The sequence below is a fragment of the Fictibacillus iocasae genome, assembly GCF_042665465.1.
Classification (GTDB): domain Bacteria; phylum Bacillota; class Bacilli; order Bacillales; family Fictibacillaceae; genus Fictibacillus; species Fictibacillus iocasae.
Window position 1 is genome coordinate 40529 of the sequence record NZ_JBHTCP010000006.1, and the last position, 14247, is coordinate 54775.

At 50.9% G+C, this 14247-nt stretch carries 11 protein-coding genes and 2 tRNA genes; 1 reads left to right on the plus strand and 12 read right to left on the minus strand.

Annotated features, from left to right (window positions below; all coding sequences use genetic code 11):
• Positions 1 to 560: 560 nt before the first annotated feature.
• The 10 genes from ACFQPF_RS03690 to ACFQPF_RS03735 all read right to left on the minus strand — a co-directional run bounded on the left by ACFQPF_RS03690 (position 561) and on the right by ACFQPF_RS03735 (position 11836).
• On the minus strand, positions 561 to 1748 hold the full coding sequence (locus tag ACFQPF_RS03690) for a S1C family serine protease (RefSeq protein WP_379746692.1): 1188 nt from the start codon (positions 1746 to 1748) through the stop codon (positions 561 to 563).
• A 159-nt stretch (positions 1749 to 1907) separates the two neighbouring features.
• Positions 1908 to 2705, minus strand: a complete 798-nt coding sequence (locus tag ACFQPF_RS03695; RefSeq protein ID WP_379746694.1) for an MBL fold metallo-hydrolase — start codon at positions 2703 to 2705, stop codon at positions 1908 to 1910.
• Positions 2706 to 2720: 15 nt separating this feature from the next.
• On the minus strand, positions 2721 to 3560 hold the full coding sequence (locus ACFQPF_RS03700; RefSeq protein ID WP_379746696.1) for a two-component system regulatory protein YycI: 840 nt from the start codon (positions 3558 to 3560) through the stop codon (positions 2721 to 2723).
• Positions 3560 to 4930 carry a YycH family regulatory protein gene (locus ACFQPF_RS03705; RefSeq protein WP_379746698.1) on the minus strand — a complete coding sequence of 457 codons (1371 nt, stop codon included), beginning with the start codon at positions 4928 to 4930 and terminating at the stop codon, positions 3560 to 3562. Before ACFQPF_RS03705 ends, ACFQPF_RS03700 begins: the two co-directional genes overlap by 1 nt.
• Positions 4927 to 6759: a cell wall metabolism sensor histidine kinase WalK gene (gene walK / locus ACFQPF_RS03710; protein ID WP_379746700.1), complete on the minus strand. Its 1833-nt coding sequence runs from the start codon at positions 6757 to 6759 to the stop codon at positions 4927 to 4929. The genes ACFQPF_RS03705 and walK overlap by 4 nt, the downstream gene beginning before the upstream one ends.
• Positions 6760 to 6764: 5 nt before the next feature.
• Positions 6765 to 7472: a response regulator YycF gene (yycF, locus tag ACFQPF_RS03715; RefSeq protein WP_379746776.1), complete on the minus strand. Its 708-nt coding sequence runs from the start codon at positions 7470 to 7472 to the stop codon at positions 6765 to 6767.
• 617 nt (positions 7473 to 8089) lie between these two features.
• Positions 8090 to 8797 carry a nitroreductase family protein gene (locus ACFQPF_RS03720; RefSeq protein ID WP_379746702.1) on the minus strand — a complete coding sequence of 236 codons (708 nt, stop codon included), beginning with the start codon at positions 8795 to 8797 and terminating at the stop codon, positions 8090 to 8092.
• A 124-nt stretch (positions 8798 to 8921) separates the two neighbouring features.
• Positions 8922 to 9341, minus strand: a complete 420-nt coding sequence (locus ACFQPF_RS03725) for an RrF2 family transcriptional regulator (protein WP_379746704.1) — start codon at positions 9339 to 9341, stop codon at positions 8922 to 8924.
• A 239-nt stretch (positions 9342 to 9580) separates the two neighbouring features.
• Positions 9581 to 11014, minus strand: a complete 1434-nt coding sequence (locus ACFQPF_RS03730; protein WP_379746706.1) for a peptidoglycan DD-metalloendopeptidase family protein — start codon at positions 11012 to 11014, stop codon at positions 9581 to 9583.
• A gap of 246 nt (positions 11015 to 11260) precedes the next feature.
• Positions 11261 to 11836 carry a glycerol-3-phosphate acyltransferase gene (locus tag ACFQPF_RS03735; protein ID WP_379746708.1) on the minus strand — a complete coding sequence of 192 codons (576 nt, stop codon included), beginning with the start codon at positions 11834 to 11836 and terminating at the stop codon, positions 11261 to 11263.
• A gap of 178 nt (positions 11837 to 12014) precedes the next feature.
• On the opposite strand from ACFQPF_RS03735, the gene hmpA reads away from it, so the two are divergent.
• Positions 12015 to 13250 (plus strand): NO-inducible flavohemoprotein, encoded by a 1236-nt coding sequence (gene hmpA, locus ACFQPF_RS03740; RefSeq protein WP_379746709.1) that lies wholly within the window; start codon positions 12015 to 12017, stop codon positions 13248 to 13250.
• Between the two features lie 717 nt (positions 13251 to 13967).
• On the opposite strand, the gene ACFQPF_RS03745 is transcribed toward hmpA, so the two are convergent.
• Both ACFQPF_RS03745 and ACFQPF_RS03750 read right to left on the minus strand, forming a co-directional pair.
• A tRNA-Phe gene (locus tag ACFQPF_RS03745) sits at positions 13968 to 14043 on the minus strand.
• A gap of 128 nt (positions 14044 to 14171) precedes the next feature.
• Positions 14172 to 14247 (minus strand) — tRNA-Asp (locus ACFQPF_RS03750).

Here is a 14247-nt window from a genome sequence, read left to right on the forward strand (position 1 = left end):
CATAACTCGCCCGCAACGCGCCACATCTTGCCCGCAAGCCGAAAATTCAACCTCAACGGACCTGCTTACAACAGCAAATTTACCCTTCGTTGAAGATCTGCTGGGCTGGAAAATTACGTCAAGTTAGCCGCAAGTACTGTGATGTCGCCCGCAAACCAGAAAAGTCAGCCGCACGTGCCCGCAACTCAGCCGTATACCATCATAATTCGCCCGCAACGCGCCACATCTTGCCCGCAAGGCAAAAATTCAACCTCAACGGACCTGCTTACACCAGCAAATTTACCCTTCGTTGTAGATCTGCTGGTCTGGAAAATAACGTCAAGTTAGCCGCAAGCACTGTGATGTCGCCCGCAAATCAGGGAAAGTCAGCCGCACGAGCCTGGAACTCAGCCGTATTGCTTCATAACTCGCCCGCAACGCGCCACATCTTGCCCGCAAGGCAAAAATTCAACCCCAACGGACCTGCTTACACCAGCAAATTAGCTTTTCACAACCGAGAATACACAAAAAAAAAGAAAGCAAACGGTTCAAAACTCCGTCTGCTTTCTCTAAAAAACTTATCAAGATTGCTTCTCCAGCTTAACCTTCGCGGTCTTCTTCTTCCCCTCACGATAATACACAACCTCGACTTCTTCTCCGATTTTGGTTTTCGTGTAAAGGAATTTGCGAAGCTGGACGACGTCGTTTATCGGCTCGCCGTCCATTTCGACGATCACATCAAGCTCCTTCAGTCCGGCGCGTTCGGCTGCGGAGAGCGGAACGGCTTCCATGACGACGATGCCGTTTTTCACATCGTCCGGCAGCTTTAATGTGCTCTTGCGGTGGTAGTTGTTCACCTGCTGAAGCGAGATGACGTCGACGCCGAGCTTCGGACGTCGTACTTCGCCGTATTTCTCTAAGTCCGCTATGATCGGGCGGGCGATGTCGGTCGGAATGGCAAACCCGATTCCTTCGACCTCCTGCTGTGCGATCTTGGACGAGTTAATGCCGATCACCTGGCCGCTGATGTTGAGCAGCGCGCCGCCAGAGTTACCGGGATTGATCGCCGCATCGGTCTGGATGACCTCTGCCTGCCAGTCCGGGCTGCCGTCGCCGTCGATGTCGACTGGAATCGTGCGGTCAGCGCTTGAGACGATTCCTTGTGTGACCGAGCCTGGGAACGTGCCTAGCGGGTTGCCGATCGCGATCGCCGGCTCACCGCGCTTCAAGTCTTCCGATGAACCGAACTCTGCGACATTCTTCACGCTGCTGCCGTTCACTTCCACGACCGCGAGATCCATGAGCGGATCGGTGCCGCGCAGCTTGCCGTCAAGCTTTGTTCCGTCGGCGAGCGTGATTTCGATCTTGCTTGCGCCAGAGACGACGTGGTCGTTCGTGACGACGTACGCTTTGCCGCCTTCTTTTTTATAAATCACGCCAGAACCCGATCCGGCTTGTTCTTGCTGAAAGAAGTCGCCTTGCTGAATCTTCACGACCTCCACGACCGCACCGGACGATTTATCGACCGCCTTCGTGATGTCGGTCGTCACGTCCACATCGACTGACTTTTCAACACTGTCCTCATTCGTGCTGAGGCCGTTTTCTTCCTCCGCACTGTTGTCAGGAAGAAGCCCCGAGTTTTGTAGGATGGGTGCTGCAAGCAGGACTAAAAAGGCGCCGATTATGGCACCAATCAATGCGGGCAGAAAGACGCCGCGCCGTTTTTGAGGCGGCCTGCTGTTATATTCGTTGTCATCATAGTACCCCATAAGAGTTCACCGTTCCTTTCATCGTTCCATAACAAGTATGATATCCTCACGTATTAATTATACGAATGCAGCTGGGTTTTCTATGAAATTTGGGTATTTTTTCATATTTTCCCACATATCTTGTTATTTCCCTTAAAAGGCGGCGGTAAACGGGGTGAATCAGACAAGCGCTAGTTTGGTTGGAATGGAGGCGTCCGTATCGTGCAGGATGATATCCTCGCCGACCGCAAAGCCGCGTGACTCGAGCGTCTGGCCGACAGCGAGGCGGGCGATGTCCTTCATGTTGTTGTCCTTGCTCAGGTGAGCAAGGTAGATGTTCTTCGTCTTGTCGCCAATCACGTCTGCTAGCGCGTGGCCGCAGTCTTCGTTCGAGATGTGGCCATGGTCGCCGAGGATGCGGCGCTTAATGTTCCATGGGTAACGGCCCATCATGAGCATGTTGATGTCGTGGTTCGACTCGATAATCATGCTGTCGCTTTCTCTGATGATGCCCTTCATCCGGTCGCTCACGTATCCGGTGTCGGTCATGAGCGTCAGCTTGCGTCCTTCGTGATGAAAGACGTAGAACATCGGCTCGGCGGCGTCATGCGAGACGCCGAACGACTCGACCTCTAAGTCGCCGAACGTGCGCACCGTTTCCATGCCGAACTCGAACTTCTGCTCGGTCGGAATCTCGCCGATCAAGCCTTCCATCGCGCGCCACGTGTTGGTGTTCGCGTATACCGGCAGCTTGAACTTTCGCGCCATCACGCCGATCCCTTTAATATGGTCGCTGTGCTCGTGCGTGACGAGAATACCGTCAAGGCCTGTGATCTCGCCGATGTTCGCTCGCTCGAACAGAAGTCCCATCTGCTTGGCGCTTAATCCGGCGTCCACGAGCAAGCGTGCACGTCCGGTCTCCACGTATATCGCGTTCCCTGTGCTTCCGCTGGCAAGCACGCTGAATTTTAAGCTCATAGTGTGAAATCTCCTCTATTCTTCCCCTTTAAGCACGAGCACCTTACTGTCGGTAGCGTTCACCATATAGTGCTTCTTCTCTGTCTCGATCGACCATGTCGGCGCGTATACCTGCAGCTCCTCGATGCTCGCTAAGCTGTAATAGCCGAGGCGGATGCTTGTGATCTTGTCGCCGCTGTCCAAATAACCCATATCGAGCAATCGCCCGAGTGCTTTTTTCGGAGAGATGATGTCCTGGTAATCTCCTTGTCTCATAATGCTCAAGTATGTCTGGGTGAAGCGGAACACTTCCCCTTTGTCGTTATATTCGAACTTGATCATGCCGTTAGAGCCTTCATAGTTCTGTGTCAGCTCATTGCGCTTGTCATAGTTCAGCGGATCAAAGAAAATCGGCTTTTCCTGGTACTTCTGCGCGAACCAGATCTGCTTCTTTTCTTTGTCGTATTTAAAAAACTCGTATTCTTTGCCGCGAATCAGGTTGTCTGTCAGAAAGTCTTCCATCTGGCTGACCGCTTCATCTCGGTCTTTTTTCAGACTGATCGGCTTTTTAATGGTGAACGCGAGCGTCATGTCTGTGCTCGACTCGGATAGCGTCATCGTTTTGGAATCAAAATCCTTCCGCTCTTCTGGTGTGAACGAATAGCGCTGTCCGCTGATGAGTGTCTGGCGTTCACGGTACACCGGAATCTTGCCTTTGTACTTGATGTTGTTATTAGAAAGACGCTCCTCTAACGGCTGCTCGCCTAGCGTCTTGATATTGTTTTTGTCCATTTTCAAGTATAGCTGGTAAGCGAGAAACAGGTTCAGCACAAGAAAGGTGAGAATGAAAATGGTCTTCGTCTTATGCCAGTCCATTAAAATTCTCCCTTCTCTTTAAACAATGGCTGCCACCGCTTGTTATCGCCGTAAAGGATGAACCATTTCGGCTCGAGGTGGTACACCTGCGAATCGCTTTCCGGCTTCATCCAGAACCCGATGCGCACGTCATGCACCGATTGCGGCGCATAGCTTGTCCGCAGCTCTTCTGCTACCGTCTCGCCCGATTCGAGCGTATGCGCGTCCGGATGGTCGTTGAACGGCAGCCCTTCGTCGTTCAGCTCGATCAGCGAGCGCTGATACTCGTACAGCTCGTTCTCGTCCCACGTGAGGCTCATCTCCATGTCGCTGTTGAGGATCGGCATGTTCCGCACCTCTGGATAAAAGACGGCGCGGTAGCTGTTCAAGTCACTCAGAAAATACGTGTTGCCCCAACCCGCGTGTGTGTTGATATAGTCGATCGAGCTGATGAGCGGGTTCGTGTTTTGAAGGGTGCTGCCCGACCCGGCAAAGTTCGTGAACTTCATGCGGTTGACGTTCTCGTTAATGACGAGTGCCGAGCTGACGTCGGTGAAGGTCTGGCCGTTCTGTGTTGCCCCGCTCTTCACCGACTGCGGATCCGGGAACAGCGCTGATTTATATTTGTCATACACATTGTCTGAGACCGACTGCGCCAAATACTTATAGCTCTTCACCTGCACCTTATCTTTTGGCAGGTAGAAACGGCGCGTCACGATGGTCTCACCGACATCCGGCTCTTCTTTTTCATCGAACGTCATAAACGGCACAGCCGACTTGGACTTGATCGCCTGCTTCATTAACTCTTGAATTTCTTTATAAGGGAACGTGCTGCCGACCTTCATCATCTTCCGCTCCGAATAAGACGCCAAATACACCGACGCATCGTTTGGATAAAAGATGATCCGGTCAACGCCCGTCAGCCGGTTCACGCCCGGATCGTCCAGGTGCAGCAGTTGGCTGTACACATCAGACGGCATGCTCACAGGATACACGACCTCGATAAACGGCTTCTTGCTGTCTTCCGGCTCAAAATTGATCAAGTTTTGCTTTTGGTAATAAAATTTCGAGTTCTCCAGCCGGCTGCTCACTACATCGAGCAGGCTGTGGCCGACGATACCGTACAGCTGCTTGCCGTCATGATAGACGATCTGGCTCGGGCTGAGCACGTCAGTCGCCCTTTTCCGGTCCGCGACGATTTCTTTCTTGACGACGCGCGTGCTCTCAAGCACCCCGTAGTTTGGCTTGAACGTCCAAAGACTCCACGTGAGCACGAGTGAGAGCATAATCAGCAGAGTCAGCGTGACGGTCTTGATCTTCTCCCAGTTGCGGCGGATGCGGACGATCGTCCGCTGCACCATTTTTAAAATGCGGGTCCAGTTGATGTTCATGCGCTCGCCTCCTTTGCTTTCCTAAGAGGCAGCGTGAAGTGAATCGTCGTCCCCTGGCCCCATTCGCTTTCCGCCCAAATCTCGCCGCCGTGGGCGAGGATGATTTCTTTGGCGATCGCAAGACCCAGTCCTGTGCCTCCGATGTCGCGTGACCGCGCTTTATCGACACGGAAGAAGCGGTCAAAAATTTTCGACACGTTGTTCTTCGGAATCCCGACACCCTGATCCGAGATGCTCACCTTCACCTTGCGACCGACCTTGCCGGCGCTAAGCGTGATGGTGCCGCCCTCTGGCGAATATTTCATCGCGTTCGAGATGATGTTATCGAGCACCTGCGTCATTTTATCGGTATCCAGCTGAACGAGGATCTTTGTTTCGGGCAGCTGCCTTTTCAGCTCGATGTTCTCTTTTTCCAGCATTTCGTGACGGTCGATAATGTCATGCAGGAACGACGGCAGATCGATTTCGCGGAACGTGAAACGGAAATCCTTGCTGTCCATTTTCGACAGCTGCAAGAGGTCCGTCACGAGGCGAATCATCCGCTCGGTCTCGTTCTGCGTGACCTCGAGGAAACGCGGCGCAATATTCTCATCCTGCCACGCCCCTTCTGCGAGCGCCTCTAAATAGCTGCGCATCGTCGTGAGCGGCGTCCTGAGCTCATGTGATACGTTGAACACGAACTCGCGGCGCTCGTTCTCGATCTGCTCCTGCTCGGTCACGTCATGGAGGACGGCGATGAGTCCGTTCACCGGACCGTCTTCCTTCTGAATGACCGAGAAGTTTGCACGCACCACATAATGCATGTCCTCACTGCTGAAGTCTAGCAGCATCGTCTCATACTCGCTGTACAGCTCGTCCCACGTGTATTGCGTGTTCAATCGTAATAGTTCGATCAGCGGCGTGCCAAGCGCGTTCTGTCTGGAAATGTTCAGCATCTCTTCGGCCCGGTCGTTCATGAGGATGATCGCGCCGTCTCGGTCAGTCGCGATCACGCCATCGGTCATGTACGTGAGGACCGAGCGCAGTTTGCGCCGCTCGCTCTCCGTGACCGCCGTCGCTTCCTGCAGCTTGCGTGTCAGGTCGTTGAACGTCATCGCTAGCTGGCCGATCTCATCATCGCCGTACACCTGCACTTTTCGTGAAAAGTCTCCGCGCGCCATAACAAGCGCCTGCTTCCTCATATCCGCCATCGGCCTCGTTATCGTGCGCGCCAGGAACACCCCGAGCAGCGCCGTGATCACAAGCGCGATAACCGTACCGGTCGTGAGGATTTTATTAATATCCTGTATCTGGTCATAAATGGACTCGATCGATGTTTCTAAGTAAATCGCACCTATCGTCGGTCCGTTGTTGTCGATCTTGATCGGCTTGGCATACACGTACAGCCGCTTGTTGATGGTCGGGTCGAACATCTCATCCGGATCCTCCGTGCCCTCAAGCGCAAGGCGGATCTTGGAGTTAAAGCTGATCTGGCCGACGAGATTCTTGTTCGGATAGGACGCCAAAACGACGCCCTCCTTATTGAGCACTTGGATCTCATTATCCTTCTTGAACTCTTCGTTCAAAAGGGACTGAATGCTTTCCTCAAGCGTCATCTGGCTTTCGTCGCGCGGCGTTTTATTCGATTGGTATTCCCGTATTTTCTGCTCAATGTTGAACTCGAGGATATTGACGCGCTCCACGACGGATTTCGTAAAGTTGCGGCGCAGGTCGTCCTCGAGGTTATTGATGAAGTACACACTGATCACCTGCATGGCGATCAGGATGAGCAGAACATAGATCAACACAAACTTGACGTGTATTGACCTGAAAAAGCCGACTTTATTCATGAGGCCTACTCCTGATCAGGATTTCGTAAATAGTACCCGACTCCGCGGCGTGTAATGATCCATAGCGGGTGGCTCGGATTGTCTTCTACTTTTTCTCTTAAGCGGCGGACCGTCACGTCAACCGTACGGACGTCGCCGAAATAATCATATCCCCATACTGTCTGCAGCAAATGCTCGCGCGTCATTACCTGTCCAATATGCTTCGCCAGGTAATGCAGCAGCTCAAACTCGCGGTGCGTCAGCTCGATCGTCTCGCCGCGCTTCGTAACAAGGTACGCATCCGGGTGAATCGTCAGCGTGCCGACCGTGATCTCGTTGTTGTTGTCATCTGTATCGCGCTCCGCCTCGTTCTGATGGCGGCGCAGGTTCGCCTTCACGCGCGCGATCAGCTCGCGTGTGCTGAACGGCTTCGTCACATAATCATCGGCCCCGAGCTCTAATCCCAGAACCTTATCGATCTCAGAGTCCTTCGCTGTCAGCATGATGATCGGCGTGTCGTACTTCTTCCGCACTTCGCGGCATACTTCCATGCCATCCTTCATCGGAAGCATGATATCGAGCAGAATCATGTCCGGCTTCTCTTTTTCAACCTTCTCAACGGCCGTCACGCCATCATACGCACAGACAACCGTGAATCCCTCCTTCTCCAGGTTGAACTGAAGAATATCCGCGATCGGTCTTTCATCATCCACTACGAGAATCTTTTTTTCCATCATGGCCGCCCCTTTTTTAAATACTAGAAAATACAATGTATAGTCATTAACTGTGTGTTGTTTAAAGAGCTTTGTTTGCATCAGTATTCGTTTAATTTATGCTAAATACATTTTATCACACTTAAAACAAACTCCATACTGATAGCACGGCGATTTGGCGCTGGGAAAAATACACTAAGCAAGGGCATTGAGAGCTTTTGAAGAAATTGATCTCGGGTCACTGCCGCTATTTTGTTCAAAATCAAAAATTGATGGTCAAAGTTGGAGCTATTCAGGTCATTTTTGAGATCAACGGGTCTAGCCTATTCGAGGGCATATCGATAAGCTGATTAAGAACCTGGCTGCCGCCAATGGAAAGTAGTTTTCTATGGGTAGATTCTGCTCTTTTTCGCGTTTCGGGCGAGAATTGGAGTTTGCGGACGAAAGTGGAGGTTTCTCGGGCGAGAATTTCATTTTGCGGACGAGAATCCGCATTTTTCGGGCAAGCGTAAATAAAACCTGGCTGACGACAAGCCTTTTCGTCAGCCTTAGTTGACCTTATACGTTGTTCGTTAACTTTTTGACTGCGTCAATTGCAAAGAAAGAAGGCTGGCAGCAGCCAGCCTTCACAACATGTATTAGAAGCTCTCTTCTGTAATCAGCTCATCAAGCGGCAGGCGGTTTTTCTCGAAGCCTGCTTTCACGCCTTTTCCGAGTGCGATCAGCATGACGGGCTTGAGGTTCGCCGGCACGTTGAACGTTTCAATGAACTGCTTTTGGTCGTAGCCGCCCATCGGCACGGTGTCGAGTCCTTTCGCTTTTGCCGCGAGCATGAGCTGCATCGATACGAGGCCGCCGTCGATCAGAGCAACGTTCGTCGCATGCTCTTCTGACAAGCTGCCGTAATGCTCGTTGATTGTGTTCACGTAAAAGTCAGCGAATTCTTTTTCCATACGGCCTTGTTCGACCACTTCGCCGTAAATGCGGCCCGCGTTCTTGTATGCGTCAATGTCTCCAAGTACCGCGATAATCGCTGACGCATCGCTTACTTGCTTCTGATTTTTCGCGATCGGAAGCAGAATCTCTTTCTTTTCCTGCTCGCGGATCACGAGAAAACGCCACGGCTGCAGGTTAGAAGAAGACGGCGCCAGAACGGCTGTCTCTAAAATCTCGCGCAGTACGCTGTCATCAAGCTTGTATGATGGATCATAATAACGGACCGAACGGCGCTCGCGTGCGACCGTAAAGAAATCGGTGCTGTCGAGCTCCTTCGGCTGAATGTTTGGAATGTCCATCTCGTTCACTTTATTTAAATACTCTTCTGAAGTGGATTGTTTCGTTGACATGTTCATCGCTCCTTCTTTAACTGTTCACTTTTTAGGAACAGTATAGAAGAGATACTGTATCTTTGTCAAGAACAGTTACCTGCATAGTATAATCCCCTCATCTTCATGCTCAAATGCAGGGGATTTACCGGTCACGCAGCAGGTCACCGACTGTTTTTTCAGACAAGCCGCGCAATATCCAGCTTTCCATCTCTTCGACAAGATGCAGCAGCGCTGTTTGTGTGCCTGGTGCGAAGCATTCCTCTTTATTCACATCGAGAAAGCCTTTCGCATACGGATCGGTCCGCATGGCTTCATACACTTCCACGAGCGCGATCTCATCAGGGTTCTTTGCTAGAAAATATCCGCCGTCACGACCTTCTTTTGCCGAAAGAATGCCGGCCTTTACCAAATTGCTGAGCACCTTTCGCAAAAAGGCTGACTTGGCGCCAAGCTTTTCAGCGAGTGCAGAGCTCGGGGCGATGCCGTCGAAGTCAGCCAGCACGAGCAGCGATTGCAGCGCCAATCCGAACCATTTCGTGCTCGATACACGATTTTCACTCATCGTCCTTCACCTCACCTCTATTTTCGGCAAATCCAAGGTGTAAGTCAACACCTCCGACTATGGCACATAAAAAGGTTTGCAGACAGCCTGTGTGTCTGCAAGCTCCTTAGATTATGGCCGCTTTAGCACATTTGCGAGGAACGAGCGCGGTAACATGCAAACCTCGCTCACTCACCCTGCTTTTCTTAACAATAAAAAAAACGCCCCGCTCGGCAGAACGGGGCTTCTTGATCTATTGTTTATTCACTCACATAGTTCAGCGGGTTTTGCAGGGCATTATTTTTGTACACTTCAAAGTGAAGGTGAATGCCTGTTGATTGGCCGGTCGAGCCCATTACGCCAATTTTCTGGCCTTTCTTCACAACGTCGCCAGACTTCACAGCGATCGAGCTTAAATGCGCGTACATCGTGCGCATGCCGTTGTTATGGTTAATCACGATTTTGTTGCCGTATCCGCCGTTATCAAAGCCGGCTTCCACGACCGTGCCGTTGTCCGCGGCTAAGATGGAGCGCTCGGTCGGACGTGCGATATCAATGCCTTTATGAGCGCGGCCCCACCGTTCACCCTTATGGCTGGAAACATAGCCGCCAACTGCCGGCCATACCATCGAGCCTGTGCCTTTTGACGGAATTTCCTTCGTGCCGATTTTCACGATCTGCTCCACAGGCTGCTTCACCACGTCTTTCGTGAGCATGTCCGCAGACTGCATTTTACCATCGATCATCAGCGACGTATACGTGAGATCCTCGGCACCTGCTTGTCCCTTTTGCACGATTTTCGTTGTGCCGATCTCCATGGAAGCGTCTTTTTCTTCTTTCACCGCAAACGGAATATTCTTTTTCTCACGCTTCAGCTCGTGCACGATCACTTTTGTAAAAGGTACGTGCTTCATGACCTTGATCGTGTTCCCTTCGCTCATGCTCCCTGACAGCAGCAGCTTCGGGTTCAGGCTGAGTATCTGCTGAACCGACATCTTATGCTTTGAGGCGATGCGCTCAATCGTATCACCGGATTGCAGCTCATAATCGCTCACTTGCATCTTGCCGGCTCTCAGCGTGTTAAACGCGCTGTCAGCAGAGGCAATCTCATCCGGCTGTACTTCCTGAACACTGATCGTCAGGTCGTTGGTGAACGTGACATCCGTCATGATGCTTTCACCTGGCTCAAGCTTCGGCTCGTTCCCCGCTGTTTTTTTCTTGGCTTCTTCCATAAGAGCGAGTTCTTCTTTTGTTACATATTGAGTTTTCAGCTTCTGTATTACATCTTGCGCTTCTTTTTCCGAAGCCACGTATGCGACCGTCTCGTCACCCGCGTTCAAGCGGTACGCTTTGACTGCAACGTTCAGCTCCTGTTTCAGCTGCGAGCGCACTTGCTGTTCATCAAATACGGGACGAAACACTCTTTCCGCCTTGTATGTGATGTCTTCTTTTATTTTATATTCCAGCTTGCTATCGGATTTCTCCGCGTTCTCAAGCATAATATCAATTTCTTGTGTAACCGCGCTCTTGTGATGAACGGTTCCGATTTCCTTGCCGTCCACGTACACGTGATACACGGTCTTGATCAATTCATTATCATCATGATGAGCTGACGCCTCATTGGCACTGAATCCAAGAAAAGCGGCCGCACCGAACGCAAGCGACATCACGATTCGATTTCTTTGTTTTTGCATACCTTTTTAAATCCCCCTGTAGCGCTGTTCTGCATCTATGATTCTTAAGACTCATAACGAGAATAGGTACTAATTCACCTTTTAGAGCCTAACATATGGCAAGAAGCTTGTCAGAATATAGGGGAATTTGTAATGATAATGTAAATAATATGGAAATATTTTTTTGGTAAAAATGAAAAAAAGCCCTATATATCAAGGCTTTTTGGGATTTCCCTTAAAATTGACTGTCAACTATATTTCAAAATGTTACAAAAGCATCCGTTCTTTTAATTCTTCTTTCTGCACCCAAACTACAAGCACACTGGATGGAACGAGCAGCAAAGCATGTGCAAGATCCCCGCCTAAAAAATAATAGATGACCGGATACAGCGCGAACGACACGAGTCCTGCCGCAGTCAGGCTACGCTTGATGCCGAACAACAGCAGAAAGACTGCCGCCATTATGAGCGCCGCTTGATAATCGATTACGAGAATGCCGCCAATAAACGCCGCGACTCCTTTTCCGCCATGAAATTTTAACACAATAGGCCAGCAATGACCGACAAGCACCGCCAACAGACCTAATAGCTGATACGTTGTTCCAAGACCGAGCAGCTCCGCGCCCCAGACCGCCAGCGCTCCTTTGGCCGCATCGCCACCTAGCGTAAGGACGAATCCCGCGTTGCCGAGCACACGTCCCGCATTGCGTGCGCCAATATTGCCGCTTCCTTCTTTTCGCAAGTCCACGCCCTTCAGCATTTTCGCAACAATAAAGCCGGTCATGATGTTTCCTATCAAATAGCATGATGCCAAATAAAGCGGCACGGCTGCCAAAATCGTCATCGTCATCTTCCTTTCATGAGCAGTGGTGCTTTCATTATATTCGCACCGCCTCAAATAAATCCTTGTATCGTTCATCAATATGTCATCAGATTTGTGACTTCAATCACACGCGAACCTGCTGCGCACCTTTTATAATGAATGCATCCCAAGCGTTTTCACGAAAAAAGGAGAGATGATCATGTTAGATCAGCAAACCATTTCTATCATTAAATCAACGGTTCCGGTCCTCGAAAAATATGGCACGGCGATCACCACCCAATTTTATCAAACGTTGTTTCAGAAGCATCCCGAGCTGCTGAACATTTTCAACCATGCCAATCAAAAGCAAGGCCGTCAGCAAACCGCGCTTGCCAACGTCGTATACGCCGCTGCCGTCCATATTGAAAAATTAGAGACAATTCTTCCGGCTGTAAAGCAAATCGCCCACAAGCACCGCAGCCTCGGTGTCCTGCCCGAGCATTATCCGATCGTCGGAGAAAACCTGCTGCAGGCGATTAAAGACGTGCTCGGCGACGCAGCAACCGATGAGATTATCGACGCGTGGGCGAAGGCTTATGGCGTGATCGCCGACGTCTTCATCAGCGTCGAGAAGGACATGTATCACGAAGCGAAGAACCAACACGGCGGCTGGGATGGCTACCGCCACTTCGTCGTCGACCGAAAAGTGGCCGAGAGCGACGCGATCACGTCACTCTACCTTCGCCCAGAAGACGGCAAGCCGCTCGCCTCCTTCAAGCCCGGCCAGTATATCACGGTCAAACTGCAGCCTGAAGGGGAAGCGTACACACACCTGCGCCAATACAGCATGTCCGATGCGCCAGACCACGATTATTACCGCATCAGTGTGAAGCGCGAGTCAGGTGAAGCCGGTGTTGACGGCGTCGTTTCACACTATTTGCATGATGCTGTCCAGCCAGGCGACATCCTTCCGATCACCGCACCGGCTGGGGATTTCATTCTTGAGCCTATCAGCACCCATCCCGTCGTGCTCATCAGCGGCGGTGTCGGGATCACCCCAATGGTCAGCATGCTCAACACCATCGCCGCCCGTCAGCCAGAGCGCAGCGTCACGTTCATCCATGCCGCTCAGAACAGCTCCGTTCACGCGTTTAGCGAGCATGTAGAGAACCTCGACCACAAGCATGACTCCTTTCAATCGTACGTTTGCTATAGTGACCCCACCGACTCTGACCGGGCGCTCAAACGTTATGATAAAGAAGGCTGGATCGATGCAAAATGGCTGAGTTCGGTAGTTGGTGAAACGAAAGACGCCAATTTCTACTTCTGTGGACCCGTTCCCTTCATGCAATCCGTGTATCACATTCTAAAAAGCTGGAACCTCTCTCCTGAGAAAATCCATTACGAGTTCTTCGGCCCAGCACGAGAACTCGTCCCCGCTGAAATCATCGCATGATCGCGTAGTTCGGGTTGAGTTCAGAAGTTCGGGAAGTTCGGGGTCCGGTACAGTCGGGGTCCGGTACTTTTTTTATAAATTTGCGTTATCACGGCATTTTTAGGGAGACGGTACCGGACCCCTCAAGGTGTTTAGGTAATGAGAAGGCGGACCGTGTCCGCCTTCCTTTTTTATGTGATTTGCTTTGCAGACAAACGTAGGTGTGTACACACGAAAAAAAGACTGCCAGCAAGCGGCAGTCTTTGTTGATTGTTGTATGAAAGTATAATGGTGGCTCGGGACGGAATCGAACCGCCGACACGAGGATTTTCAGTCCTCTGTTTCTTCCTCTACACGAATTTTCTATGATGTGGATGCGTCGAAACAACTCATAGTGAAAACATGGATGTATGGTTCGTTGCTCTTTTTTTTAAGAACGCTTTTCAAGCCACTGAACGACCTAAACGTAATAAAAAAACCTTCTCATTTTTCTGAGAGGTTTGCGGGTAATAAATGGTGGCTCGGGACGGAATCGAACCGCCGACACGAGGATTTTCAGTCCTCTGTTTCTTCCTCTACACGAATTTTCTATGATGTGGATGCGTCGAAACAACTCATAGTGAAAACATGGATGTATGGTTCGTTGCTCTTTTTTTAAGAACGCTTTTCAAGCCACTGAACGACCTAAACGTAATAAAAAAACCTTCTCATTTTTCTGAGAGGTTTGCGGGTAATATATGGTGGCTCGGGACGGAATCGAACCGCCGACACGAGGATTTTCAGTCCTCTGCTCTACCGACTGAGCTACCGAGCCATTTTTGATATACTGTCCGTCGGTTCCCTGTCTCTTCCTCTACCAGAAGTGACTACGGGTTTATCCGTCGAGACAAATTGTTGCATAATCACGATGTATCGCTCGTGACGAGCTATGTTTTAAAAAAATGGCGGACCCGACCGGGGTCGAACCGGCGATCTCCTGCGTGACAGGCAGGCATGTTAACCACTACACCACGGATCC

Coding starts and splice junctions, on each gene's coding strand:
- ACFQPF_RS03690 (WP_379746692.1), bottom strand. CDS start 1,748: ATGGGGTACTATGATGACAACGAATATAACAGCAGGCCGCCTCAAAAA.
- ACFQPF_RS03695 (WP_379746694.1), bottom strand. CDS start 2,705: ATGAGCTTAAAATTCAGCGTGCTTGCCAGCGGAAGCACAGGGAACGCG.
- ACFQPF_RS03700 (WP_379746696.1), bottom strand. CDS start 3,560: ATGGACTGGCATAAGACGAAGACCATTTTCATTCTCACCTTTCTTGTG.
- ACFQPF_RS03705 (WP_379746698.1), bottom strand. CDS start 4,930: ATGAACATCAACTGGACCCGCATTTTAAAAATGGTGCAGCGGACGATC.
- walK (WP_379746700.1), bottom strand. CDS start 6,759: ATGAATAAAGTCGGCTTTTTCAGGTCAATACACGTCAAGTTTGTGTTG.
- yycF (WP_379746776.1), bottom strand. CDS start 7,472: ATGGAAAAAAAGATTCTCGTAGTGGATGATGAAAGACCGATCGCGGAT.
- ACFQPF_RS03720 (WP_379746702.1), bottom strand. CDS start 8,797: ATGTCAACGAAACAATCCACTTCAGAAGAGTATTTAAATAAAGTGAAC.
- ACFQPF_RS03725 (WP_379746704.1), bottom strand. CDS start 9,341: ATGAGTGAAAATCGTGTATCGAGCACGAAATGGTTCGGATTGGCGCTG.
- ACFQPF_RS03730 (WP_379746706.1), bottom strand. CDS start 11,014: ATGCAAAAACAAAGAAATCGAATCGTGATGTCGCTTGCGTTCGGTGCG.
- ACFQPF_RS03735 (WP_379746708.1), bottom strand. CDS start 11,836: ATGACGATTTTGGCAGCCGTGCCGCTTTATTTGGCATCATGCTATTTG.
- hmpA (WP_379746709.1), top strand. CDS start 12,015: ATGTTAGATCAGCAAACCATTTCTATCATTAAATCAACGGTTCCGGTC.